Source organism: Actinomadura sp. GTD37 (assembly GCF_041951365.1).
Lineage (GTDB): Bacteria > Actinomycetota > Actinomycetes > Streptosporangiales > Streptosporangiaceae > Spirillospora.
The window spans coordinates 139,680-164,097 of sequence record NZ_JBGNUS010000005.1 but is presented as its reverse complement, the minus strand read 5'-3'; the positions used below and the strand labels follow the sequence as shown (position 1 = coordinate 164,097).

Annotated in this window: 25 protein-coding genes; 15 read left to right on the top strand and 10 right to left on the bottom strand. The window is 74.3% G+C overall.

Features of this window, described 5'->3' with window-relative positions; all coding sequences use genetic code 11:
* Positions 1–122 precede the first annotated feature (122 nt).
* From ACA511_RS25340 to ACA511_RS25330, 3 genes are read left to right on the top strand one after another with little or no spacing between them, the layout of a single operon-like run.
* Positions 123–1,640 (top strand): class I adenylate-forming enzyme family protein, encoded by a 1,518-nt coding sequence (locus ACA511_RS25340; RefSeq protein ID WP_375027091.1) that lies wholly within the window; start codon positions 123–125, stop codon positions 1,638–1,640.
* Between the two features lie 4 nt (positions 1,641–1,644).
* Positions 1,645–2,409, top strand: a complete 765-nt coding sequence (locus tag ACA511_RS25335) for an enoyl-CoA hydratase/isomerase family protein (protein WP_375027090.1) — start codon at positions 1,645–1,647, stop codon at positions 2,407–2,409.
* Positions 2,406–3,299 carry a TIGR03564 family F420-dependent LLM class oxidoreductase gene (locus ACA511_RS25330; RefSeq protein ID WP_375027089.1) on the top strand — a complete coding sequence of 298 codons (894 nt, stop codon included), beginning with the start codon at positions 2,406–2,408 and terminating at the stop codon, positions 3,297–3,299. The genes ACA511_RS25335 and ACA511_RS25330 overlap by 4 nt, the downstream gene beginning before the upstream one ends.
* A 69-nt stretch (positions 3,300–3,368) precedes the next feature.
* Here ACA511_RS25330 and ACA511_RS25325 read toward each other — a convergent pair whose 3' ends face one another.
* Together ACA511_RS25325 and ACA511_RS25320 are read right to left on the bottom strand one after the other, a co-directional pair.
* On the bottom strand, positions 3,369–3,971 hold the full coding sequence (locus ACA511_RS25325; RefSeq protein ID WP_375027088.1) for a cysteine hydrolase family protein: 603 nt from the start codon (positions 3,969–3,971) through the stop codon (positions 3,369–3,371).
* 15 nt (positions 3,972–3,986) lie between these two features.
* Complete coding sequence (locus ACA511_RS25320; protein ID WP_375027087.1) at positions 3,987–5,150, bottom strand: acyl-CoA dehydrogenase family protein; 1,164 nt, start codon at positions 5,148–5,150, stop codon at positions 3,987–3,989.
* Positions 5,151–5,417: 267 nt separating this feature from the next.
* Between ACA511_RS25320 and ACA511_RS25315 the strand changes: the two genes are divergently transcribed.
* Genes ACA511_RS25315 through ACA511_RS25305 form a run of 3 tightly spaced genes read left to right on the top strand, consistent with a single transcriptional unit; the run spans position 5,418 to position 7,437 of the window.
* Positions 5,418–6,260, top strand: a complete 843-nt coding sequence (locus ACA511_RS25315; RefSeq protein ID WP_375027086.1) for an alpha/beta fold hydrolase — start codon at positions 5,418–5,420, stop codon at positions 6,258–6,260.
* Complete coding sequence (locus tag ACA511_RS25310; RefSeq protein WP_375027085.1) at positions 6,257–7,042, top strand: enoyl-CoA hydratase/isomerase family protein; 786 nt, start codon at positions 6,257–6,259, stop codon at positions 7,040–7,042. Before ACA511_RS25315 ends, ACA511_RS25310 begins: the two co-directional genes overlap by 4 nt.
* Positions 7,039–7,437, top strand: a complete 399-nt coding sequence (locus tag ACA511_RS25305; protein WP_375027084.1) for a hypothetical protein — start codon at positions 7,039–7,041, stop codon at positions 7,435–7,437. Before ACA511_RS25310 ends, ACA511_RS25305 begins: the two co-directional genes overlap by 4 nt.
* Before the next feature lie 68 nt (positions 7,438–7,505).
* Here ACA511_RS25305 and ACA511_RS25300 read toward each other — a convergent pair whose 3' ends face one another.
* On the bottom strand, positions 7,506–7,979 hold the full coding sequence (locus ACA511_RS25300; RefSeq protein WP_375027083.1) for a carboxymuconolactone decarboxylase family protein: 474 nt from the start codon (positions 7,977–7,979) through the stop codon (positions 7,506–7,508).
* A gap of 226 nt (positions 7,980–8,205) precedes the next feature.
* Here ACA511_RS25300 and ACA511_RS25295 point away from each other — a divergent pair, with 226 nt between their 5' ends.
* The 5 genes from ACA511_RS25295 to ACA511_RS25275 all read left to right on the top strand — a co-directional run bounded on the left by ACA511_RS25295 (position 8,206) and on the right by ACA511_RS25275 (position 12,584).
* The gene (locus ACA511_RS25295; RefSeq protein ID WP_375027082.1) at positions 8,206–9,378 is read left to right on the top strand and encodes an LLM class flavin-dependent oxidoreductase; all 1,173 of its coding nucleotides are present in this window, start codon (positions 8,206–8,208) and stop codon (positions 9,376–9,378) included.
* A gap of 13 nt (positions 9,379–9,391) precedes the next feature.
* Positions 9,392–9,925: an NADPH-dependent FMN reductase gene (locus ACA511_RS25290; protein ID WP_375027081.1), complete on the top strand. Its 534-nt coding sequence runs from the start codon at positions 9,392–9,394 to the stop codon at positions 9,923–9,925.
* A gap of 113 nt (positions 9,926–10,038) precedes the next feature.
* A complete protein-coding gene (locus tag ACA511_RS25285) occupies positions 10,039–10,482 on the top strand; it encodes a nuclear transport factor 2 family protein (protein ID WP_375027080.1) in 444 nt (147 codons plus the stop codon).
* Between the two features lie 3 nt (positions 10,483–10,485).
* Positions 10,486–11,616 carry an acyl-CoA dehydrogenase family protein gene (locus ACA511_RS25280; RefSeq protein WP_375027079.1) on the top strand — a complete coding sequence of 377 codons (1,131 nt, stop codon included), beginning with the start codon at positions 10,486–10,488 and terminating at the stop codon, positions 11,614–11,616.
* The gene (locus ACA511_RS25275) at positions 11,613–12,584 is read left to right on the top strand and encodes an acyl-CoA dehydrogenase family protein (protein WP_375027078.1); all 972 of its coding nucleotides are present in this window, start codon (positions 11,613–11,615) and stop codon (positions 12,582–12,584) included. Before ACA511_RS25280 ends, ACA511_RS25275 begins: the two co-directional genes overlap by 4 nt.
* Positions 12,585–12,645: 61 nt before the next feature.
* Here ACA511_RS25275 and ACA511_RS25270 read toward each other — a convergent pair whose 3' ends face one another.
* The 3 genes from ACA511_RS25270 to ACA511_RS25260 are packed head-to-tail and all read right to left on the bottom strand — an operon-like array spanning position 12,646 to position 15,603.
* Positions 12,646–13,431, bottom strand: a complete 786-nt coding sequence (locus tag ACA511_RS25270; RefSeq protein ID WP_375027077.1) for an enoyl-CoA hydratase/isomerase family protein — start codon at positions 13,429–13,431, stop codon at positions 12,646–12,648.
* Complete coding sequence (locus tag ACA511_RS25265; protein ID WP_375027076.1) at positions 13,428–14,558, bottom strand: acyl-CoA dehydrogenase family protein; 1,131 nt, start codon at positions 14,556–14,558, stop codon at positions 13,428–13,430. Before ACA511_RS25265 ends, ACA511_RS25270 begins: the two co-directional genes overlap by 4 nt.
* The gene (locus ACA511_RS25260) at positions 14,545–15,603 is read right to left on the bottom strand and encodes an acyl-CoA dehydrogenase family protein (RefSeq protein ID WP_375027075.1); all 1,059 of its coding nucleotides are present in this window, start codon (positions 15,601–15,603) and stop codon (positions 14,545–14,547) included. The genes ACA511_RS25265 and ACA511_RS25260 overlap by 14 nt, the downstream gene beginning before the upstream one ends.
* 273 nt (positions 15,604–15,876) lie before the next feature.
* Here ACA511_RS25260 and ACA511_RS25255 point away from each other — a divergent pair, with 273 nt between their 5' ends.
* Positions 15,877–17,466 (top strand): FadD3 family acyl-CoA ligase, encoded by a 1,590-nt coding sequence (locus ACA511_RS25255; RefSeq protein WP_375027074.1) that lies wholly within the window; start codon positions 15,877–15,879, stop codon positions 17,464–17,466.
* A gap of 125 nt (positions 17,467–17,591) precedes the next feature.
* Complete coding sequence (locus tag ACA511_RS25250; RefSeq protein ID WP_375027073.1) at positions 17,592–18,746, top strand: acyl-CoA dehydrogenase family protein; 1,155 nt, start codon at positions 17,592–17,594, stop codon at positions 18,744–18,746.
* 40 nt (positions 18,747–18,786) lie between these two features.
* Here the strand turns inward: ACA511_RS25250 and ACA511_RS25245 are convergent, their stop codons facing one another.
* Together ACA511_RS25245 and ACA511_RS25240 are read right to left on the bottom strand one after the other, a co-directional pair.
* Entirely contained in the window at positions 18,787–19,938 is a 1,152-nt protein-coding gene (locus ACA511_RS25245) for a thiolase family protein (RefSeq protein ID WP_375027072.1), read from the bottom strand.
* Complete coding sequence (locus tag ACA511_RS25240; protein ID WP_375027071.1) at positions 19,931–20,368, bottom strand: Zn-ribbon domain-containing OB-fold protein; 438 nt, start codon at positions 20,366–20,368, stop codon at positions 19,931–19,933. Before ACA511_RS25240 ends, ACA511_RS25245 begins: the two co-directional genes overlap by 8 nt.
* Positions 20,369–20,667: 299 nt before the next feature.
* Between ACA511_RS25240 and ACA511_RS25235 the strand changes: the two genes are divergently transcribed.
* Entirely contained in the window at positions 20,668–21,069 is a 402-nt protein-coding gene (locus tag ACA511_RS25235; protein ID WP_375027070.1) for a nuclear transport factor 2 family protein, read from the top strand.
* Between the two features lie 154 nt (positions 21,070–21,223).
* Positions 21,224–21,874: a TetR/AcrR family transcriptional regulator gene (locus ACA511_RS25230; protein WP_375027069.1), complete on the top strand. Its 651-nt coding sequence runs from the start codon at positions 21,224–21,226 to the stop codon at positions 21,872–21,874.
* A 75-nt stretch (positions 21,875–21,949) separates the two neighbouring features.
* Here the strand turns inward: ACA511_RS25230 and ACA511_RS25225 are convergent, their stop codons facing one another.
* Entirely contained in the window at positions 21,950–23,164 is a 1,215-nt protein-coding gene (locus ACA511_RS25225) for an acetyl-CoA C-acetyltransferase (RefSeq protein ID WP_375027068.1), read from the bottom strand.
* Positions 23,161–24,396 (bottom strand): CaiB/BaiF CoA transferase family protein, encoded by a 1,236-nt coding sequence (locus ACA511_RS25220; protein WP_375027067.1) that lies wholly within the window; start codon positions 24,394–24,396, stop codon positions 23,161–23,163. The genes ACA511_RS25225 and ACA511_RS25220 overlap by 4 nt, the downstream gene beginning before the upstream one ends.
* Positions 24,397–24,418: the final 22 nt, after the last annotated feature.

Here is a 24,418-nt window from a genome sequence, read left to right as displayed (position 1 = left end):
CATATAGAGGATCTAGCCTGCCGACCCCGGAACCGAGCAAGATTGTACGCACCTGACCACCGTCGGAACAAAGATCAGACGACGGACCGAGTTCGGCACAGGCATGGAAAGAGACGGCAGCCATGGCACAGATGAACATCGCCAGCGGAATCCGCGAGTTCGCGCGCAGCTCGCCGGGCGCCACCGCCCTCGTCGACGGGGACCGGCGGCTCACCTTCGCCGAGCTGGACGACCGGAGCAACCGTGTCGCCGCCCTGCTGCTGGACGCCGGGTTCGGCGCCGGCGACCGCGTCGCCGTCCTGCTCGGGAACCAGCTGGAGTACGTGGAGGTCGCGGCGGGCGCCGCGAAGGCCGGCGTCGCCATGGTCCCGCTCAACCCGCGCGGCACCGCCGCCGAGCACGGGTCGCTGATCACCCGGTCGGGCGCGTCCGGGCTGGTCGCCGACGCGGCGTTCGAGGCGAGCGTCCCCGGCCTGGTCGAGGACCTGCCGCTCGCGCTCGCCATCGGCTCCCGCGACTGGGGGCGCCCCTACGAGAAGGCGCTCGCCGGCGCGCGGGCGGTCGACCCGCGCGTCCAGGTCAGCGAGACCGACCCGTTCTGCGTCCAGTACACCTCCGGCACGACCGGCCTTCCCAAGGGCGCGCTCCTCACCCACCGCTCCCGCGTGCTCACCATGTTCGGCTGCGCGGTCGACTACGGGCTCGGCCCCGGCAAGCGCACCGCCGCGGTCGCGCCGATGGCGCTCGGCGCCGGGTTCTGCTTCGCCTACGCGGGCCCGTTCATGGGCGGCCGGACGTCCATGCTGCCCCGCTGGGACCCCGAGCGCCTCCTCGACATGATCGAGCGCGACCGGCTGCAGACGATCTTCCTGGTGCCGACGCACGCGCTGACGCTGCGCCAGGTCATGGAGCAGTCGCCGCGCAAATGGGACCTGTCCAGCCTGGAGACCCTCTACTTCAACGCGGCCGCGCTGCCGGTCCCGCTCAAGGAGTGGGTCGTCGAGACGTTCCCGCACGTCGGCGTGCACGAGCTGTACGGGTCCACGGAGGGGGGCGTCGTGACGGACCTGCGTCCCGCCGACGCGCTGCGCAAGGCCGGATCGGTCGGGCACCCCTGGTTCATGACCGACGTGCGGCTGCTCGACGACGACGGCCGCGAGGTCGGTCCGGGCGAGCCGGGCGAGCTGTTCGGCCGCTCGCCGTACAACATGATCGGCTACCTGGACGACCCCGGGGCCACCGCCGCCGCGATCAGGCCGGACGGCTACCTGTCGGCCGGGGACGTCGCCGTCCGCGACGAGGAGGGCTTCATCACCATCGTCGACCGCAAGAAGGACATGATCATCTCCGGCGCGGCGAACATCTACCCGCGGGAGATCGAGGGCGTCCTGATCGGCTGCGACGGCGTCGCCGAGGTCGCCGTCGTCGGGCTGCCGGACGAGAAGTGGGGCGAGACGGTCGGCGCGTTCGTCGTCCCCCGCCCCGGCCGCGACCTCGACTTCGGCGCGCTGGAGGCCGCCGTCCGCGAGCGCCTCGCCGGCTACAAGACGCCCAAGGTGTGGCAGGCCGTGGACGAGCTGCCGAAGAACAGCAACGGCAAGATCCTCAAGCGCGTCATCCGCGACGCCTACGGGAGGTGAGCGCATGGCGTACGAGACCCTGGACGTCTCCCGCGACGGGCCCGTCCTCCTCGTTGTCATGAACCGTCCCGAGGTGCTCAACGCCTACGACCGCCGCATGGTCGCGGAGCTGCGCGAGGTCTGGCGCGCCCTCCGCGACGACGACGGCCTGCGCGCGGCGGTGCTGACCGGCGCGGGCGACCGGAGCTTCTCCACCGGCCTCGACGTGGACGACGCCCTCGCCGGCGACGTCGCCAGCCCCTCCCTCGACGACGCCGGACGGGTCGCGATCACCGCCCGCGACCTGCGGGTCTTCAAGCCGGTCGTGGTCGCCGTCAACGGGTACTGCAGCGCCGGCGGATGGCATTTCGTCAACGACGGCGACGTCATCCTCTGCGCGGAGGGCGCGACGTTCTTCGACACCCACATCGACGTCGGGCTGGCCAACCCCGTGGAGGCGGTCGGGATGCTGAGCCGGCTGCCGCTCACCGAGGTGCTGCGCATGGTCACGAGCGGGCGCGCGTACCGGCTGGGCGCCGAGCGCGCCCGCGAGCTCGGGCTCGTCACCGAGGTCCTGCCGCCGGACGGCCTCGTGCCGCGGGCCCTGGAGATCGCGCACGTGATCGCCCGGCACCGCCCCGAGCTGCTCGCCGGGAGCCTGGAGACCATCTGGACGGCGGTCGACGACCAGCGCACCCACGCCGAGGCCCTCGGCCTGGCGCTGCTCATGCGCGCGTCCGGCCGCGACCTGCTCGCCTTCCGGGACGCGCCGCCCGGAGCCGGCCCGTGAAGATCGGGATCTTCGACCGGGTGCGGAGCATCGAGCGGACCGCCGCCGACCTGCGGGCGGCGGCGGACGACGGCATCGGGAGCTACTGGCTGACGCAGGCGTTCGGGACCGACACGCTGACCGTGATCGGCGCGGTCGCCCGCGACCTGCCCGGCCTGCGGGTCGGCACGGCCGTCGTCCCCGTCCACCCCCGGCACCCGATGGCCCTCGCGCAGCAGGCGCTCACCGCCAACCTGCTCGTGGACGGGCGGCTCGCGCTCGGCGTCGGCCCGTCCCACCGGTCCGTCGTGGAACCGTGCTGGGGGATGCCGTACGACCGGCCGGTCCGCTACATGCGCGAGTACCTGGAGGCCCTGAACGGCGCGCTGGCGCAGCGCGTCCGGTTCCGCGGGGAGGTGCTGACCGCGCGCGGCGACCTGGACGTCCCCGGCGCGCCCGTGCCCCCGGTGCTGGTCGCCGCGCTCGGCCCGCGGATGCTGGAGGCCGCCGGCGCGCTGGCCGACGGCACGATCACCTGGATGGTCGGCCCGCGCACCCTCCGCGAACTGACCGTCCCGGCCCTGCGCCGCGCCGCCGCCGGGGCGGGCCGCCCCGATCCGGAGGTCGTCGTCGCGCTGCCGGTGTGCGTGACCGGCGACGTCCCCGCGGCGCGGGCCGCGGCGGAGGCCGAACTGGAGTGGTACGGGACGCTCCCGTCCTACCGGGCGATGCTCGACCGCGAGGGCTGCGCGACGCCCGGCCGGATGGCGCTGATCGGCGACGCGGAAGCGGTGGCCGGGGAGATCCGCGCGCTGGCCGGCCTCGGCGCGACCACCTTCGCCGCCAGGATCTTCGGCACGGAGCGCGAACGGGCCGCGACCCGCGAACTGGTCGCCGCGCTCGCCCGCTGACGGAACCCGCGGCGCGCCGTCCGTCCCGGCTGCTGGGAGGGACGGCGCGCCGCGGGCCGATCGCGGGGGTCAGGCCCAGGCGGCGCGGACGTCGTCCAGCGTGTTGACCCAGCCGAAGAGGAAGCCGATGCCGGTCAGCGCGTGCTCGTGCCGGGCCTTGTCGAACTCGGCGGTCGCGTCGCTGATCACGTGCACGAAGTAGTCGCGCTGGCCCGCGTCCCGCGCCGTCGTCTCGACGCAGATGTTCGTCGTCACCCCGCAGATGACGAGCGAGCGGGTGCCGAGGCCCGTCAGCACCGGCTCCAGCCGGGTGCCGTAGAACGAGCTGGGCCGCGACTTGTCGATGACGATCTCGCCCTCGGCCGGCGCCAGCTCGTCGACGATCTCCGCGTCCCAGCTGCCGGCCGCGAGCGAGCCGACCTCCTTCATCGCGGGGACGATGTGGTTCGGCAGCACGCCCCCGTCCGCGTACCCGGGCTGGAAGACGTACCGGGTGTAGATCACCGGCACCCCGGCGGCGCGGGCGGCGCCGACCAGCGCGCGGCAGCCCGCGATGGCCGGGCGCAGCTCCGTGTGGGGCAGGCCGACCGCGGCCATGGAGCCCTTGTCCTCGAGGAAGCCGTTCTGCATGTCGACGACCAGCAGCGCGGTGCGCTCTCGCGTGATGTCCACGGTGACCCTCCCGGCTCAGTAGCTTCTCGGCAGCCCGAGCGACTCGCCGAGGATGTTGCGGATCATGTCGTTGCTCACGGGACTGAACAGCTGGAGCCGGGCGTCCCGGAAGTACATCTGCATCGCCGACTCCTCCGCGAGGCCCTGCGCCGCCATCGCGCGCATGCCGCGGTCGACGATGCGGGCGGTCGACTCGGCGGCGACGAGCTTGGCCATCCCGGTCAGCGCGGTCGCCGGGCGGCCGCCCTCGACGGCGCGGACGGCGCTGTCCACCAGCGCGCGGGACGCCGACAGGTCGGCGATCGAGTCGGCGGCGGCGTGCTGCAGCGCCTGGAACCGGCCGATCGGGCCGCCGAACGCCTCGCGCTCGCGGAGGTGGGCGAGGTGCAGGTCCAGGGCGGCGCGCCCGATGCCGAGGCTGAGGCCGGCGGCGAGGACGCGCTCCACGTCCAGCGTCCGGCCGAGCAGCGCCATCGCGCGGCCGCGCTCGCCGACGAGGTTCTCCAGCGGCGCGGTCGCGTCGTCGAAGTAGATCTCGCAGGTGCCGGCGGCGCGCATCCCGGCGAGGCGGACCCGGCGGACGGTGACGCCCGGCCGGCCGAGCGGCACCGCGATCACGCTGAGGCCGCGCGCCCGGCCGCCCTCGGGCGGGTCGGTGCGGCACACCGTGAACGCGATCTCGGCCTTGTGCGCGAGGGAGATCCAGAGCTTCTGCCCGCGCAGCACCCAGCGGCCGTCCGCGACGCGGGCGGACGTGCGGAGGTTCAGCAGGTCGGTGCCGACGTCGGGCTCGCTCATCCCGAACGCGCAGATCATCGCGCCGGACGCGATCGCGGGCAGCCAGGCGCGGGCCGCCGCGCCGGGCACGTCGGCGAGCATCCGCATGGCCATGCCGCACAGGACGTAGTCGACGGCGAGGCTGGGGAGGACGCGGGCGATCTCCTCGACGACGGCGACCGCGTCGCCCACCGTCCCGCCGCTCCCGCCCGCCGACTCGGCGCCGCCGAGACCGAGCAGCCCGGCCGCGCCGAGCGCCGACCAGGCGGCGGCGGGGAACGCGCCGTCCCGGTCCGCGGCGAGCGCGCGCTCGCCGGGCAGCTCGCGGGCGAGCAGATCCCCGACCATCGCGCGCAGGTCGCCGCGTTCGGCGGCCTCCTCGAACGGCCTCGTACTGAGCACGCACTCTCCCTTGTCCGTCAGTGATAAATCTGAGGTATGACGTTGAGGGATGTCAAGGGCCCCGAAGACGTCATTGACAAGCCCTTGCCCAGGCGGACTATCGTTATGTCTGATGTATTCGAACCGCAGGAGGCCCGATGCCGGGTGAGGTGACGATCGTCGACGGCGGAGCCGTCCGCTGGGCGAACGGCCGGGAGATCTGCCCGGCCGGGCCCGTCCGGTCCGATCGGGCCGCGCGGCCACCTGCGCAGGAGGAAAGGCCGTTTCATGGTGTGGCGTGAACATGGCGACACGGCGACCCTGCCGACCCGGGGCGGATACGCCGACACCGACTGGGGGCAGGTCCACTACCGGGTCAACGGCGACTCCGGCCCGTGGATCGGCCTGTTCCACGAATCGCCCCTCTCCTCGCGGGTCTACGAGGACCTCCTGCCCCTGCTCGGCCGGCACGCCCGCGCGGTCGCGTTCGACACCCCCGGCTACGGCGCGTCCGACCCGCCGCCCGGACCCGGCTTCGAGATCCCCGACTACGGCCGGGTGCTCGCCCAGGCGGCGGCCGGGATCGGGATGGAGCGCCCGGTCCTCGGCGGAGTGCACAGCGGGTCGTCCCTCGCGCTCGCCGCCGCCGCCCGGCTGCCGGTCTCCGGCCTGGTGCTGAGCGGCGTCCCGCTGTTCGACGCCGACGAGCGGGCCGCGTTCCTCGCGAACTGGACGCCCGAGGCGCCCGTCGACGGCGCGGGCTCGCAGTTCGGCTGGGCCGTCGAGCGCTACCTGCGCACCTGGGGACCGGACCTCCCGCCCGCGATGCTGCACCTGGCGGTGGTGGAGCTGATGCGGGTCGCGAGCCGCTACGAGTGGGGCTACCAGGCGGCGTTCCGGTACGACCCGTCGGCCGCGCTCGCCGCCGTGGACGTGCCCGTCCTCCTGCTCGACGCCGAGTCCGACATCCTCGCGCCCAAGGACCCGATCGCCATGGAGCTGGCGCGCGACGCCCGCCTCGTCGTCCTGCCCGGCCTGCCCGGCCAGCCGCACCTGCGCGCCCCGGACGACTACGCCGCCGCCCTGCTGGCGTTCGCCCGGGAGACCGCCGGCCCGGAAACGAGCTCATGACCAGGGTCGACGCGACGGTGGCCGGCACGGTCATGACCATCACGCTGGACGGCCCGGACCGCATGAACAGCCTGTCCCCGGACACCCTCGACGGCCTGGACGCCGCCCTGGACGCCGCCGAGCGGGACGCCTCCCTGACCTCCCTGGTGATCACCGGGACGGGCCGGGCGTTCTGCGTCGGGATGGACATCGGCTTCCTCGGCGAGTGCTTCGCCGACCCGCCCGGGGTGTTCGTGCCGTTCATCCGCCGCTACCACGAGTTCCTCGACCGGCTGGAGGCGTGCCCGCTGCCGAGCGTCGCCGCGGTCAACGGCCTCGCCCGCGCGGGCGGCTTCGAGCTGCTGCTGGCCTGCGACTTCGTCATCGCGGCGGACGACGCGAAGGTGGGCGACACGCACACCGACTTCGGCATCGTGCCCGGCGCGGGCGCGTCCCAGCGCGCCCCGCGCAAGCTCGGGGACCAGCGCGCCCGCGCGATGCTGCTCGCCGGCCGCTGGCTGACCGGCCCCGAGATGGTCGGCTGGGGCCTCGCCCTCGCCAGCGTCCCGCCGGCGGAGCTCGCCGCCGAGGTGGCCCGGCTCACCGGCGCGCTGGGCGACCGCTCCCGCGCGGTCACCGGGATCGTCAAGCGGCTCCTGAACGCCGCCCCGGACGTGACCCTGGCCGAGGGGCTGCGCCTGGAGCGCGAGCTGTTCACCCGCTTCCACGAGGAGGTCGCGGACGCCGACGAGGGCTACCGCGCCTACGTGGAGAAGCGCCGCCCGGTCTGGAACGCGAGGTGACGCTCCGCACCCCGCCGGTCGAGATCACCCAGCCGCTCATCGACGGGCTCGTCCGCCTCGGCGGCTACACCCACCCGCTGTTCGGCCCCGCCCGGGACGGCGGCGCGCCGATGCCGGGCCAGGGCGTCCTCCTCCTGATGGGCGGCCTGGTCGAGCAGTCGGGGCTGCTCGACCGCGCGATCGCCCTCCTCGAACTGCGCGAGGTGCGGTTCCTGAAGATGCTGACGGCGGGCACGAGCCTGCACGTGGAGCTCGCGCCGGGCGCCGCCGAGCCGACCTCGTCGGGGAAGATCGTCCAGCACTACCGGTGGACCGCCGTGGACGCCGGGGGCGGCCGGATCCTCGAAGCCCGGGCCCTGATGCTCATGCACCCGCCCGAGGCCCCGTCCCCCTGACGCCGGGGACGGGACCCGGCCGGTCCTCGCCGATCAGCCCCACGGGCCAGGTCGGCCCACGGGCGGGGTCAGCCCCACTGGCCGGGCTGGTACTCGCCGGCGGGCTGCCGGGTGATGGCGTTCATCCGGTTCCAGGCGTTGATGAGGGCGATCGCGGAGACCAGGGCGGCGAGCTGCTCCTCGTCGTAGTGCTTCGCGGCGCCGGCCCAGACCTCGTCGCTGACGCCGCCGGCCGCGTCGGCGACGCGGGTGCCCTGCTCGGTCAGCTCCAGGGCGGCCCGCTCGGTCTCGGTGAAGACGGTGGCCTCCCGCCAGGTCGCGATCAGGTTCAGGCGCACCGAGGTCTCCCCGGCGTGGGCGGCGTCCTTGGTGTGCATGTCGGTGCAGACGGCGCAGCCGTTGATCTGGCTGGCCCGGATCTCCACCAGGTGCAGGGTCGTGACCGGCAGCGAGGAGTCCGACAGGACCTTGCCCGCCGACTGGAGGTACTTCATGTACTTGGCCGCGACGCGGGTGCCGTAGTAGTCGAAACGGGCGTCCATGGTGCTCTCCCTTGCCGTGGTGGCGGTTACACCCTGATGACGGGGCGGCCGGGCCGGATGTGACCGCCGGACGACGTGACGGCCGTCACCCGTCGAGAACGTCACATTGACGCGCGGGGGCGGCGGACCGCAGAATCTTCACTATGTTTGTAGGAAATAAAGGGAACTGCCCCGCCCCGGATGCCGGAAGGCCCGCCGCACGGGGCGCTGAGAAAGGAAGCACCAGGTGAGCCTCACCTTCCACTGGTTCCTGCCCACCTACGGCGACTCGCGCCTCATCGTGGGGGGCGGGCACGGGCAGCTCGCCGGCACCGCGTCCGGCGACCGGCGCGCCTCGATCGGCTACCTGTCCTCGATCGTGCGGGGCGCCGAGGAGCTCGGCTTCGCCGGCGCGCTCACGCCGACCGGCGCGTGGTGCGAGGACGCGTGGCTGACGACCGCGATGCTGGCGCGCGAGTCCGAGCGGCTGGCCTTCCTCGTGGCGTTCCGCCCCGGGCTGATCAGCCCCACGCTCGCCGCCCAGATGGCGGCCACGTTCAGCGCGCACGCCCCGGGCCGGCTGCTGCTCAACGTCGTCACCGGCGGCGAGGCCCATGAGCAGCGCGCCTACGGCGACCACCTGTCCAAGGACGAGCGGTACGCCCGCTGCGACGAGTTCCTGTCGGTCGTGCGGCGGCTGTGGGACGGCGAGACCGTCACCCACCGCGGCGCGCACCTGGACATCGACGCCGCGCGCCTGCCGACCCTGCCCGACCCCGCCCCGCCGCTGTACTTCGGCGGCTCGTCCGCCGCGGCCGGTCCGGTCGCCGCCGAGCACGCCGACGTGTACCTGACCTGGGGCGAGCCGCCCGCGGCCGTGGCGGAGAAGATCGAGTGGATCCGCGGGCTCGCCGCGGAGCGGGGGCGCAAGCCGCGCTTCGGCGTCCGGCTGCACGTCATCGCCCGCGACACCGCCGAGGAGGCGTGGCGGCAGGCGGGCCGGCTCGTCGAGGCGCTGGGCGAGGACACCGTCGCCGCGGCGCAGGACTCGCTCGCCCGCAGCGAGTCCACCGGCCAGAGCCGCATGCGCGCGCTGCACGAGCGCAGCCGCGCGGACGGCTCCTGGCGCGACCCGCACGCGCTGGAGGTGGCGCCGAACCTGTGGGCCGGCGTCGGCCTGGTGCGCGGCGGCGCGGGGACGGCGCTGGTCGGCAGCCACGCCGAGGTGGCCGAGCGCATCGCCGAGTACGCCGAGATCGGCGTGGACGAGTTCGTCCTGTCGGGCTACCCCCATCTCGAAGAGCTGTACTGGTTCGGCGAGGGAGTGCTGCCCCACCTGGCCCGGCGCGGCCTGTTCCACGGCCCCTCCGGCGGCGGCGCCGGCCACACCGCGTTCCTGCCCAAGGCGGCCGGGCGATGACGATTGGCGAGGCATGAGACTTCTCGTTCTGGTGGGGAACCCCCGTCCGCGGTCCCGCACGCTGCGGGTCGCGCTGGAGGCCGCCGCCGCGGTGGCCGAGCGGATCGGGCACGCGGACGGGGCGGACGTGGTCGACCTGTCCCTGCTGGCTCCCGGGCTGCTCGACGCCTCACCGCCCCCGGCCGTCCAGGACGCGCTGGACCAGGTCGCCGCGGCGGACCTCCTGCTGGTCGCCGGCCCCACCTTCAAGGCCACCTACACGGGACTGCTGAAGGTGTTCCTCGACCGCCTGCCGCGGGGCGCGCTGGCGTCCACGGTCGCGTTGCCGATGCTCGTGATGGGCGACGTCAAGCATTCGCTGGCGGTCGAGGTGCATCTGCGGCCCCTGCTGGTGGAGCTGGGCGCGATCGTGCCGGCGCCCGGCCTGGCCTTCCTGGAGTCGCAGGTCCCCGACGCCGCCGAGGTGCTCGGCGACTGGGCGGGCCTGGTCGCGCCGCAGGTGTCGGCGGCGCTCGCCGGCACGGCCGTCCTCGCGGAGGCGCCGTAACTGGATTTGACGTCGATGTCGAGTTAGGATTCGGGTGCGCGCGGGGAGGATCGCCCGTGCGCGGCGCGAGCCCGCCGGGCGCGCACTCCGAATCCTGCCGAGGAGGTCACCGCGTGGACAGTTCGCGCATCGCCGACATCATCGAGATCGAGCAGCTGCTCGCCCGCTACGCGGCCGGCATGACGATGGACGACGTGCGGGCGGTGCTGGCCGTGTTCGCGGCGGACGGCGCCTACAGCGCGTTCGGCGAGCGGTACGGGACCGCCGACTTCGCCGAGCTCATGGCGGCCGCGCCCAAGGGGGTGTTCTCCGTGAGCACCCCGGCGATCGAGTTCGACGGGCCGGACGCGGCCACCGGCGTGCAGCCGCTCTGCTTCGTCGCCCAGGCCGACCACTCGATGCGGATCGGCTACTACACCGACTCCTACCTGCGCACGGCGGACGGATGGCGGCTGCGGACCAGGGCGATGACGTTCCTGCGCCGCGACGGCTCCCGGGACTCCGGCCGCCCGCACGATCCGCGGCGTCCGGTGCCGGGGCAGAAGTCCGCGGGCTGAGCCGTGGATCTGCGGGAGTTTCGCGCCGGCCTGGACGCCTGGCTCGACGAGCACGGGCCCGAGCTCGAACCCCGGCACGGCCCGGACGTCTCGCTCGCCGAGGAGATGGCGCACCTCGCCAAGGTCAAGCGCCTGGCCTACGACGCGGGCTGGATGCGGTGGGGCTGGCCGGAGCGGGTGGGCGGGCTCGGCGGGTCCACGCTGATGCGCGCCTACCTCGGGGAGGCGCTCGCGTTCCGGGACCTGATCGAGCCGGGCGTCTACTCCATGACCGAGGTGCTGGCGCCGACGATGATCGAGTTCGCCCGCCCCGAGCTGGCGGCGGAGACGGTGCCCCGGCTGCTGCGCGGGGACGAGACGTGGTGCCAGGGGTTCTCCGAGCCGAGCACCGGCAGCAACCTGGGCTCCCTGGCGTGCCGCGCCCGCCGCGCGGACGACGGGTGGCGGGTCAGCGGGCAGAAGGTGTGGACGAGCCTGGCGCAGTTCGCCGACCGCTGCGTCCTGCTCACCCGGACCGGCGCCCCCGACTCGGGCAGCAGGGGCATCACCGCGCTGTTCGTCGACATGGACACGCCGGGGATCACCGTGCGCCCGATCCGGGCGATGCACGGCCGGGACGAGTTCTGCGAGGTCTTCCTCGACGACGTGCGGGTGCCGTTCGACCGCACGCTCGGCGAGGTGGACGGCGGCTGGGCCGTCGCGATGGACCTGCTGCCCTACGAGCGGAGCACGTCGCTGTGGCACCGCGGCGCCTACCTGCGGCAGCGGCTGCAGCGCCTGCTGGCCTCGGCGCCGGAGGGCGCGCTGGACCCCGCCGAGCTGGGCGAGGTGGTCCAGTCGGTGTTCGCCTTCCAGGCGCGCTCCCGCTCGACGCAGCACCGGATGGCGCGCGGGGAGCGGCTGGGGCCGGAGACCTCGATCGACAAGGTCATGGTCGCGACGACCGAGCAGGCGGTGTACGACCTGGTCGCCGGCACGGTCGCGGCGGACATCGCGCTCGGCGACGACGCGGAGGGCGACCGGTGGCGCACCGAGTTCCTGTACTCGCGGGCGGCGACGATCTACGGCGGGAGCGCGGAGGTGCAGCGCAACATCATCGCGCGCCGCCTGCTGGACCTGGGAGCGGAACGATGATGGACGCCGATGTCGCCGGGCTGCTCGCGCAGAGCTTCGAGCAGGCCTTCAAGAGCGAGAGCGCCGCGGCGGTCGACGCGGCGCTGGACGAGATGGGCTGGCGGGAGGCGCTGGAGGCCGAGGGCGCCGCCGTCCTGCCGCTGCTGTTCACCCGGCAGGGCGCCGCCAACGCGGCCTCCGGCGCCCTGGACGACGTGCTCGCCGCGGCGCTCGGGACGCCGTCCGGGCCGCGCACCGCGGTCGTCCTGCCGGAGTTCGGGAGGCACGCGGCGCCCGGCTCCGTCCGGGACGGAGAGCTGGCGGTGCGCGGTCTCGGCACCGTGCGGACGGCGACGGCCGGCACCGCCGTGGTGGTCGCCGAGGAGGACGGCGTCCTCCGGGCGTTCACCGTGCCGGCGGGGAGCCTCCGCGTCCGGCCGGTCGGGGGCGTCGACCCGCGGCTCGGGCTGGCCGCGGTGGAGGCCGAGGGCGTCCCGGTGCGGGACGGCTCCGCCGCCGACTGGGCCGGCGCGCTCGCGGCCGGGCGGTCGGCGCTCGCCCACGAGCTGGTCGGCACGAGCAGGACGATGCTCCGGCTCGCGCGTGAGCACGCGCTGACCCGCGTCCAGTTCGGGCGGCCGATCAGCTCGTTCCAGGCCGTCCGGCACCGCCTGGCCGAGAGCCTGTTCGCGATCGAGAGCGCGGACGCCGCCGCCGGGGCGGCGGTCGACGCGGCGGCCGATGCGGCGGACCGGGCGCTGCTCGCCGGCATCGCCAAGTCGCTCGCCGGCCGCAACGCGCGCACGGTGGCGCGCCATTGCCAGCAGGTGCTCGCCGGCGTGGGGTTCACCGAGGAGCACGACTTCCACCGCTGCTTCCGGCGCGTCCTCGCGCTCGACGGGCTGCTCGGCGACGCCCGGACGCTGACCCGCGAGCTGGGGGAGGAGCTGCTGCGCACCCGGCGCATGCCCGCCGTGCCGCCGCTCTGACCCAGAGCATGCGAGAGAGCCCCTCCCGGCCGGCCGGGAGGGGCTCTCTCGCGTCGTGCCGTCAGCCGGCGTCGCCGCCCTTGGACAGCTGCTTGTCCAGGGTCTTCCGCAGCTCCGGGGAGAGGAACGAGCGGTCCTCCGCGGCGATCGCGAAGTCGAGCGTGGCGAGGACGGCGCGCTCCAAGTGCAGGTTGAGGATGCGCTTGGTGTCCTCCATGGCCCGGCGCGGCAGCGCGGCGAGCTTCCGCGCGCACGCCATGGCGGCGGGCATCACCTCGTCGTCGGCGCAGACGTGGTTGGCGAGGCCGATCTCCGCCGCGCGGCGGGCGGGGATCCGCTCGCCGGTCAGCGCGTACTCCTTCGCAAGCTGGAGGCTCGTCAGCAGCGGCCACGTGACCGGGCCGCCGTCGGCGGCCACGAGCCCGACCATGACGTGCGGGTCGGCGAGATGCGCGCTCTCGGCCATGTACACGATGTCGGAGAGCGCGACCAGGCTGCACCCCAGCCCGACGGCGGGCCCGTTGACCGCCGCGACGATCGGCAGCCGGCACTGCACCATGCCGGTGACGATGCGCCGGGCGTCGGCGAGCGTCTGCCGGCGGAGGGCGTCGTCCTTGGTGAGCTCGTCGATGTAGGAGAAGTCGCCGCCGGCCGAGAACGCCCGGCCCGCGCCCGTGATCACCACGGCGCGGGCGCCGTCGTCCGCGTCGAGCAGCGGGAACAGGGCGCCGAGCCCCTCGTGCAGTGCGTGGTTGGTCGCGTTCAGGCGGTCGGGGCGGTTCAGCGTCACGATCCGGATCGGCCCGTCGGCGGTGACCTCGATCTCCGGGGGCAGGTCGCGGCTCATGAGGCGGGGAGCCCGAGGATCCGGGTCGCCACCAGGTTGCGCTGGATCTGCGACGTCCCGCCCATGACGCTCTGCGCCCTGCTGTAGAGGTACATTCTCAGCCACGTGTCCTCCTCCGCGCCGCCGGTCACGTTGCTCACGCCGAGCGCGGCGTGCCCGACGGCTTGTTCGACCCATGTCATCAGGAGCTTGTCCACCGAGCCCTCGGGCCCGTGCGAGACGCCGCCGAGCCGGTCGGAGAGCCGCCGGCAGACGTGCAGCCGCAGCATCTCGGCCTCGACGACCGCCCACGCCACGTCGCGGACGTGCTCGCCGGTGAAGCGCTCCGGTTCCGCGCGCAGCCGGGCGACGAGCTCGTTGACCGCCTTGCCGTAGCGCGCGACGTAGCCGAGTTCGCCCGGCTCCCGCTCGTGGCTGACCACGGTCATGGCCAGCCGCCAGCCCTCGCCCGGCTCGCCGATCATGTCGGCGGCCCGCGCGACCGCGCCGTCGAAGACGACCTCGCCGAACTCCCGGGTCACCCCGTTGATCATCTTGAGCGGGCGCTGCTCGATGCCGGGCTGGTCCATCCGGACGGCGAACGCCGACAGCCCGCGGTGCTTGGCCGCCGCGGGGTCGGTCCGCGCGAGGACGAGGCACCAGTCGGCGGCGTCGGAGTAGCTCGTCCAGACCTTGTGGCCGGTGATCGCGTACTCGTCGCCGCGGCGCTCGGCGCGGGTGCGCAGGGACGCCAGGTCCGACCCGGCGTCGGGCTCGCTGAACCCCTGGCACCAGCGCTGCCGCCCGTCGACGATGCCGGGCAGGAAGCGGCGCTTGACGTCGTCGTTCCCGTGCCGCAGCACGCCCTGGACCAGGTAGCCGAGGCTCGGCCGCGGCGGCGCGCCGGCCGCGGCGAGCTCCTCGTCCACGATCGCCTCGTACACGCTCGGCAGGCCGTGGCCGCCGATCTCGGCGGGCCACGACAGCGCGAAGAAGCCGGCGTCGTAGAGGGCCTGGTGCCAGGGCGCCTGCCCGTCCCAGTACTCGTCGGCCGTCGAGGACGCGGGGAGCCCGGGATTGTTCTCGGCGAGCCACGCGCGCAGCCGGCGGCGGAAGGCGGCCTCCTCGGCCGAGTCAGCGAAGTCCATCGTGCACGCCTCCAAGCCCGCGGTGGGCGACCACTCGCTCCAGGTTCGTCCCGACGTCGCCGAGCACCTGGGTCGACAGGAAGGCCCGCCGCAGGTGGACGTGGGCGAAGCACTCCCAGGTGTTGCCGATGCCGCCGTGCACCTGGACGGCGGTCTCGCAGACGGCGCGCGCGGCGCGGGCGCAGTAGGCCTTGGCGACGGCGGCGGCGTCGAGCGCCTCGGCGGCGGGCAGGGTGTCGGCCGCCCAGGCCGCGTGCAGCGCGATGCTCGTCGACCCCTCCGCCGAGACGAAGGCGTCGGCGAGCATGTGCTGGACGCTCTGGAAGGCGCCGATCGTCACGCCGTACTGCTGCCGGACGGCCGCGTACGAGCAGGCGAGCCGCACCGCGCCGCGCATCGTCCCGACGAGGTCGGCGCAGGTGAGGGCGAGGGCCAGGGCCGACCACGCGTCGATGTCCGCCGGGCCGAGGCGGCGGCGCGCGCCGGGCGGCGGCGCGAGCGGCGCCGCGTCGAGCGCGGCGATGGGGCGGGTCAGGTCGCGCCCCGGCGCGCCGCCGGCGACCGGCACCGCGACCAGGTCGTAGCCGTCACCGTCACCGGCACGGGCCAGGGCGAGGGCGGAGGTGGCGCCCTGGGCGTCGACGGCGACGCCGGAGCAGCGCGTGTCGCCGTCCTCCGCGACGGCGAGGCCGGACAGGTCGGGACGGAGCAGAACGGTCTCGGGCGCCGCGCCCGGAGCGGCGTCGGGCGCGCCGGCTCGGCGCCGCAGGTCGGCGGCCAGGGTCGGCCCCAGGAAGGCCGCGTCGGCCGCTCCGCGCCCGAGTTCCTCCGCCACGATCGCGGTCTCGACGGCCGACGCGAGCGGCCGGCCCCCGTCGGCGGGGGCGCGCAGCTCGCGCCACCCGGAGCCGGCCAGGGCCGTGTCCAGCTTGGCGGCGCGGGCCGTGTCGTCGAGCTCGGCGACGGTCTTGGGGGCGAGGTCGTCGACGAGCCGGGCGGCGGCCTCGCGCAGCGCCCGTTGCTCCGGGGATAGGCGGACGTCCATCAGCGCTCACTCCGCATGCTGTGTCGCCGGCCGGGCGAGCGTGACGGAGCGGCCGCGGCCGGATCGGAAATCGTGATCATGTACCGGCAACCTCGGGAGAAGATGCGCCGGGGCCTGCGGTCTCAGGCCGCCGGGGCGCGGACGTTGCGAGCGATTTACAGTTCTAGATAAAAGTCTATACTGACGTCGATGTCAATCCTGTGGTCTGGCCACGGCTGGCCGGTCCGGAGTGTGCGGCGATACGTTCGTCCAGCAGAGAGCGGGAGTTGCGCCATGAACGAAGGCTGTGAGCCGACTTGGCCGAACATCGCGGCGATGACCGCGTCCGCCGCGGAGCGATTCGCCGGTCGCACCGCGGTCGTGGACGGCGCCGAACGCACCTCCTACGCGGAGCTGCACGCCGAGGCGCGCCGGTTCGGCGCGGCCCTGGTGGCCGCGGGCGTCGAGCCGCGCGACCGCGTCGGCATCTGGGCGTTCAACAGCCGTGAGTGGATCGTCGCGCTCCTCGGGCTGTACCAGGCGGGCGCGACGCTGGTCCCGGTCAACACCCGGTTCAAGGGCGTGGAGGCCGCCGACATCCTGCGGCGCGCGAAGGTCAAGGTCCTGGTGACCGTGACGGAGTTCCTCGGCAACGACTACGTCGCGATGCTCGCCGGCTCGGGCGTCCCCCTGCCCGATCTGCGGACCATCGTCATCGCCCGCGGCGGGCAGTCCGGGGCCGGCGTGCCCTGGGCCGGCTTCCTCTCGCGCGCGACCGCCGGGGATCTCGCGGAGGTCGACCGCCGGTGCGCCGCCCTCGGCCCGGACGATCCGTCCGACGTGCTGTTCACCTCCGGCACGACGGGAACCCCCAAGGGCGTCCTGACGACCCACCGCGGGGCGATGGGCGTGGGGGCCGACTGGGTCGCCATGGCCGGCCTCTCCGCCGATGACCGCTACGTGCTGGTCAACCCCTTCTTCCACATGTTCGGCTTCAAGGGCGGCATCCTCGCCTGCGTCGCCTCCGGCGCCGCGATGCTGCCGCAGCCCGTCCTCGACGTGGACCGGGTGCTCGGCCAGGTCGCCGAGGAGCGCGTGACGGTGCTGCCCGGACCGCCGGCCCTCTACCACGCGATCCTGGAGCACCCCGACCGGGACCGGTACGACCTGACGAGCCTGCGGGTCGCCGTCACCGGCGCGGCCGACATCCCGGTCGAGCTCATCCGGCGGGTCCGCGCGGAGCTGCCGTTCTCGATGATCGTGTCGGGCTACGGCCTGACCGAGGCCGGGACGGCCACCTCGACCGCGCCCGACGACGACCCGGAGACCATCGCGACGACCGTGGGGCGGCCCCGTCCCGGCTTCGAGGTCCGGATCGCCGACGCCGCCGGCGGCGACGCCGCGCGGGGCGAGGTCGGCGAGATCGTCCTGCGCGGACCGACCACCATGGCCGGCTACCTCGACGACCCGGCCGCGACGGAGGCGGTGCTGTCCGCCGACGGCTGGCTGCGCACCGGCGACCTCGGGAGCTTCGACGAGCGCGGCTGCCTGCGCATCGCCGGGCGCTCCAAGGACATGTTCATCGTCGGCGGCTTCAACGCCTACCCCGCGGAGATCGAGGCCATGCTGCTGGAGCATCCGGACGTCGCGCAGGCCGCGGTCATCGGCGTGCCCGACGCGCGCCTCGGCCAGGTGGGGATGGCGTTCATCGTGCCGCGGTCGCCCGCGCTGGACGGCGCGGCCGTGATCGCGTGGTGCCGGGAGCGGATGGCCAACTACAAGGCCCCGCGCTTCGTCGAGCTGATCGACGAGCTGCCGCTCACCGAGAGCGGGAAGGTGCGCAAGAACGCGCTGGAGGCGCGGGCCGCGGGCCGCGGCGCCTGAGTCCGGGCGCTCCCGGAGCCGCCCGGCGGCGGTCCTGCTCGTCCCATTGATTGACATCGACGTCGGTTTTGAAGGATTTGCGCCGTGCGTGCGATGCGGGAAACCCGATACGGAAGGTGGCCGACATGACAGACCACGACATCGAACCGATGCTCGACACGGTGCGGGACTTCATCCGCAAGGAGGTCATGCCGCGCGAGGCGGAGATCGACGAGAAGGACGAGGTGCCCGCCGTCCTCCGCGAGGCCGCCAAGCGGATGGGCCTGTTCGGCTTCACGATCCCGGAGGAGTACGGCGGGCTCGGGCTCGGCATCGTCGACCAGTGCCGGCTGCTGATCGAGATCGGCTACACGACCCCGGCGCTGCGCTCGATGTTCAGCACCAACGTGGGCATCGCCGGGCAGGTCATCATGGACGGCGGGACCTCCGGGCAGAAGGCGGAGTGGCTGCCCAGGTTGGCCTCGGGCGAGGCCGTCGCGTCGTTCGCGCTCACCGAGCCGGACGCCGGGTCGGACCCGTCGGACCTCCGCACCAGCGCCGTCCGCGACGGCGGCTCCTGGGTCCTCAACGGCACCAAGCGGTACATCACCAACGCGCCGATCGCCGACGTGTTCATGGTGTTCGCCCGGACCGACCCGGACGCGAAGTCCTCCCGCGGCATCTCGACGTTCATCGTCCCGGCCGGCACCCCCGGCGTCTCGGTGGGCCCCCGCGACCACAAGATGGGCCAGTTCGGAGCCTGGACGGCCGACGTCAACCTGGACGGCGTGCGGGTCCCGGCCGACGCGGTCGTCGGCGGCGAGGCGGGCGTCGACACCGGCTTCCTGACCGCGATGCGCTGCCTGTCGAACGGGCGGCTGCTGCTCGCCGCCGCCTGCGCCGGGATGTGCCGGCGGCTCGTCGACGAATCGGTGCGGTTCGCGTCCGAGCGCAGGCAGGGCGGGCGCGCCATCGCCTCCCACCAGCTCGTCCAGGCGCTGATCGCCGACTCGGTGACCGACACGATGGCCGCCCGCAGCCTCGTCCTGGAGTCGGCCCGCGCCTACGCGGACGGCTCGGACCGCCGGACCGGCCCGGCCGCCGCCAAGTACTTCTGCAGCGAGGCCGTGGGGCGGGTCGCGGACCGCGCCGTCCAGGTGCACGGCGGCGCCGGGTACATGCGCTCGGTGGCGGTCGAGCGGTTCTACCGCGACGCGCGGCTGTTCCGCATCTACGAGGGCACCAGCCAGATCCAGCAGCTGATCATCGCCCGGCAGACGATCGGGGCGGCCGCGGGCTGACCGCCCGCGACCGCCCCGGCCGGGGCCGCCGCCGCCTCCGTCAGGTCGACAGGACGGAGACCGCGGCGACCCCGGGCGCGCCGTACAGCTGGGCGACCCCGACGCGCGGCGTGTTCCGCACCTGGCGCTCGCCCGCCCGTCCGCGCATCTGCAGCACCAGTTCGCGGACCTGCCGCAGGCCCGAGGCGCCGACCGGCTCGCCGTTGGCGATCAGGCCGCCGTCGGTGTTGACCGGCAGGCTGCCTCCGAGGCCCGTGGCCCCGGCCGCGATCAGCTTGTTCTGCGCGCCGTCCTCGCACAGCCCGACCTCGGCCATGTGGATGACCTCGGCGCCCGCGTCGGTGTCCTGGAGCTGGGCGATGCCGACGTCCTGCGGGGCGACGCCCGCCGCCTCGAACGCGGCCCGCGCCGCGTCGACGGTCGGCGCGGGGACGTGGTCGGCCGCCAGGGACGCGGACGGCGTGTGCACCTCGAAGGCCCCGTAGCGCCTGGTCCGGGTGACGACGCTGCGCAGGTAGACCGGCGTGTCGGTGTAGCGGCGCGCCACGTCGGCGCTGCACACGACCAGCGCCGCCGCGCCCTCGTTCGGGCTGCAGAACATGTACTGGGTCAGCGGGTGGTTGACCATCCGCGACCCGAGGATCTGCTCGCTCGTCAGCGGGGTGCGCCGGTGGGCGTCGGGGTTGAGGCCGCCGTTGCGGTAGTTCTTCTCGGCGACCGCCGCGAGCGTCTCGCCGGTGATCCCGTGGTCGTGCATGTAGCGGTTGATCTTCATGCCGAAGAACTTCGTGGTCAGGAACAGCCCCATCTCGCCGTACCACTGGGGGCAGCCGTACTCCTGCGGGTTCGCGGTGAAGGCGCCCGGCTCGTGCTTGTCCATGCCGAGGACGAGCCCGATCTCGTGCTCCCCGAGCCGGATCGCCTGGCTGGCCATCGCCAGCGCGCTGCCGGCCGTCGCGCAGCCGTTGTAGACGTTGGTGAACTGGACGCCGGTCAGCCCCAGTTCGGCGACGACCGCGTCCGGCTGGTCGACCTCGTAGCTGCCGCCCACGGCGAACTGCATGTCCGCCCAGGCCAGCCCGGCGTCGGCCAGCGCGTCCCGGGCGGCCTCGGCGCCCATGGCCAGGGCGGGCTTGCCCGGGAACCGGCCGAACCGGTGGATGCCCACCCCGATGATCGCGACGTCAGGCATGGTCTCCCTCTTCCGGGCTGAAGGCGAACGTGATGATCTCGCTGCCGTCCTCGCCGGTGCGGAACGGCATCGTGACGAGCCGCATCGGCATGCCGATGGCCAGCTCGTCCCGGGTGCAGCCGACGATGAGGCCCTCGACGCGGAGCTGGCCGGTGAGCTCGACCACTCCGACGAGCCAGGGCTCGAACGGGTCGGTCCCGGCGAACTCGCCGCGGAACGGCGCCTTCGGCGGGAAGCCCTGGGTCGTCCATGTCCAGAGGGTTCCGGAGCGGTTCAGCGGCGTGCGCTCCACGGAGGTCGCGCCGCACCGCGGGCAGCCCGCCCGGAGCGGGAACGTGAACGCGCCGCATTCCGCGCACCTGCCGCCGATCAGGCTGGGTTCGCCATCGGGCCAGGTGAGCAGATCGTCGGCGATGGGGACCGGTGCCATCTCTTCTCCTTGCTTCCCCCTCCGCCGGGACCGGCGGACGGAGGCTCACGGGTGCCGAGGGGGTGCGGGACGCCGTCCCGCCCGCCGTCCGCGCGGCCCGCCGGGCGCCGCCGGGGCGCCATCGGGGTGCGCGCGGCGAACCTAATCTTATACTGACGTCGACATCAAAGAGAAGGCGGCGGAGTCCGGCAACCGGGGCTTTCACCCCCGATGGTGCTCCGCAGACTATAGATACCGACGTCAAAATCGTAAGATGTCCGAGCGGCCCGGGACGGGCCGACGGAGGAGCGAGGTGAGGCATGCGGGACGACGACGCGGACGCCGGCCGGCGGCTGGCCGCGGTGACGCGGCTCCAGGCGGACTACTCCCGGTTCGTCGACGACGGGGACGGGGAGGCGTTCGGCGGACTCTACGCCCTCGGCGGAACGCTGGTCCTGCGGGGACGCGAGATCAGCGGCGGGCGGGAGCTTGCGGCCTTCGCCGCCGGGTCGCCGGCGGCGGTCCACCTGCAGGGCGTGCCGAGCATCCGGGTCCGGCCGGACGGGGACGTCGACGCCGTCTCGTCCTTCGCGGTCTTCGTCGCGGACACCGGCGCGATCCTCGCCGGCCGGTACACCGACCGGATGACCTGGGAGGGCGGACGCCTCCTGTTCGCCCGCCGGGAGATCGACATCCGGAGCGGCGGCCGGGAGTCCGGGTGAGCCGGACGGCCCGCCGTAGCCGCGGCCGCGGCTACGGCCGGGCTGCGCCCTCGGTAAGGTCTTCCGGGCCGCCCCGCCCCCCGCGCCCGACATTGGACGCCGGCGAGTTGCGGCATTATGTTTTCGACGTCAAATTCATCGTTTGGAGGACGGGATGGACGCAGAGCCTCGCTCGGCGAAGGGCCGCCGGACCCGGGCGCGCCTCTTCGAGGCCGGCAAGGTCGTGTTCGAGCGCGACGGCTTCCTCCAGGCGCGGATCACCGATATCGCGGCGGAGGCGAACGTCTCGCACGGCTCCTTCTACCACTATTTCGATTCGAAGGAGTCCCTCTTCCGCGAGATCGCCGAAGAGGTCGAGGTCCGCCTGGTGTCCATGGACGACATCGCGCAGGACCGGGGCGAGGACGCGGGGCCGATCGACCGCATCCGCGCCGCCAACAAGGCGTACCTGACCGCGTACAAGAAGGAGGCCCGCATCATGCGGGTCATCGAGGAGGTCAGCCGCTACAACGACGACGTCCGCCAGGTGCGCTCCAAGCGCGACGACTACCTCGCGGCCCGGCTGGAGTCGGCGATCAAGCGGCTGCAGGCGGAGGGGTTCGCCGACACGCGGATCGACGAGCGGTACGCGGCCACCGCGCTCGGCGGCATGGTCGCGAAGTTCGCCGAGATGATGTTCGTCGGCGGCGCCCGGTTCGACATGCGGGAGGCGGTGGAGCAGCTGACGCTGCTGTGGGCGAACGCCCTCGGCCTCAGCCCGGCCGCCGCCACCCGCAAGGCCCCGGCCGAGAGCGGCACCGCCTGAGCGTCCCGCCGGGCCGTCCGGGGCGAGGCCCGGCGGGGCGCCCGGCGCCGGGCGTCCCGCCGGACCGCCCGCCGGTCACGCCGGGACGCGCTCGAAGACCGCCGCGATGCCCTGCCCGCCGCCGATGCACAGCGTCTCCAGGCCGTACCGCGCGTCCCGCCGCGCCATCTCGTGCAGCAGCGTCGCCACGATCCGCGCGCCGGTGGCCCCGACCGGGTGGCCCAGCGAGATCCCCGAGCCGTTGACGTTGAGCCGCTCGAAGTCGGCGGCGCCGAACCCCCACTCCCGCGTCACCGCGAGCGCCTGGGCGGCGAACGCCTCGTTCAGCTCGATGAGGTCCATGTCGGAGAGCTTCAGCCCGGCGGCGTCGAGGGCCCGCTGCGTCGCCGGCACCGGCCCGATCCCCATGACGTCCGGCGAGACGCCCGCGACGGCCGTGGACACCACGCGCGCGAAGGGCCGCAGCCCGTGCTCGGCGGCGAACTCGGGCGTCGTCACGAGGCACGCCGCCGCGCCGTCGTTCTGGCCGCTCGCGTTGCCCGCCGTCACCGTCGCCTCGGCGTCCTCATTCCGCATCACCGGGCGGAGCGCGGCGAGCGCCTCGCGGGAGACGTCGCGGCGCGGGTGCTCGTCGGTGTCGACGACCACGGTGCCCTTCCGGGTGCTGACCCGGACGGGGACGATCTCCTCGGCGAACGCCCCGCCGTCCTGGGCCGCCAGGGCGCGCTGGTGCGACCGGTAGGCGAGGTCGTCCTGCTCCTCCCGGCTGATCGAGTACTCGCGGCGCAGGTTCTCCGCCGTCTCCAGCATGCCGCCCGGCACGGGGTGCGACCGGCCGCCGGCCGTCGTCCGCCCGCGCGTGAGGGTGTCGGTCAGCGTGATGTCGCCGGCGCGCGAGCCCCAGCGCGCGGTCAGGGAGTAGTGCGGCGCCTGCGACATGCTCTCGGCGCCGCCGGCGATGATCGCGCGGGCCGCGCCGGAGCGCACCATCGCGGCGGCCAGCACCACGGCCTGCAGACCGGAGCCGCAGCGGCGGTCGAGCTGCATGCCGGGGACGGTGGTCGGCAGGCCGGCGTCCAGGGCGATGACGCGGCCGATCGCGGGCGCCTCGGCGGTGCCGTAGCAGTGCCCGAAGACGACGTCGTCGACGAGCGCGCCGTCGAGGCCGCTGCGGGCCATCAGCGCCTCGACGACCGTCACGCCGAGCGTCTGGACGGGGACCGTCCGCAGGGCGCCGCCGAACCGCCCGATCGCGGTGCGCACGGGCTGGCAGATCACGGCCTCGTTCATGTCTCTCCTTGGGGGAAGTCGTTCGGGTCGAAGCCGAGTTCGGCGAGGATCGCCGCGGTGTGCTCGCCCAGGCCGGGGACGTCCTCCAGCGGCGTGCTCCACGCGGCGGTGATGACGGGGGGGAGCAGCGAGGCGAGCGGCCCGACCGGCGACCCGACCTGCCGCCAGCGGTCGCGGGCGGTCAGCTGCGGGTGGTCCACGACCTCGGTCACCCGGTTGAACTCGGCGTTGCCGATGCCGGCCGCGTCGGCGCGCGCGCAGACCTCGGCGAGGTCGAGCGTGGAGGTCCACGCGGCGACGGCCTCGTCCAGCCTGTCGCGCTGCTCGCAGCGCAGCGGGGTGGTGGCGAGCGTCTCGTCGTCCGCCAGGTCCGGGCGCCCGATCAGGTCGCGGGCGAGGCGCTGCCATTCGGCGTCGTTGGTCGTCCCGAGGACGACGGTGCGCCCGTCCCCGGTCGGGTACGCGCCGTAGGGGGCGACGATCGGCGACGACATCCCGATCGGGGCCCGCTCCTCCCCGGTGTAGCGCGCGTACAGGAGCGCGAAGCCCAGCAGGTCGGCGGCGGTGTCGAACATGCTGACCCGCAGCGCGGCGCCGGAGCCGGTGCGGCCCCGGCGCAGCAGCGCGGCCATGATGCCCGACGCCGCCTGCATCGCGGTGCCGAGGTCGGCGATCGGGACGCCCGGCTTGGCCGGCGCGTCCGCCCGCCCGGTGGCCGCGCAGGAGCCGCTCTCCGCCTGGACGAGCAGGTCGTAGGCCCGCCGGTGGTCGAGGGGCCCGCCGGTGCCGTAGCCGGAGATGTCCACGGCGACGAGGGACGGGTGGCGCTCGACCAGCGTCCCGGCGTCCAGCCCGAGGCGGCGCGCGGACCCGGGGGCGAGGTTCTGCACGACGACGTCGGCGCGTTCGAGCAGCCGGTCGAGGACGGGACGGGACTCGGGCCGCTTGCAGTCGAGGGCGAGGGACTCCTTGTTCCGGTTCAGCCAGGCGAAGTACGTGGCCATGCCGTCGGCGGCGTCGTCGAACCACCGGGTGAGGTCGCCGGAGCGCGGGTGCTCCACCTTGATGACCCGGGCGCCGAGGTCGGCCAGCATCCGCGTGCAGTAGGGCGCCGACACCGCCTGCTCGAAGCTCAGCACGACGGTGCCGGAGAGGGGCGGTTCGAGGCCGGCGGGGTCGTCCGGGTGACCGGGGCCGGCCGGGTGACCGGCGGGGCGTGGCCGATCGTGCATGTGCACCTCCGTGTACGCGGTC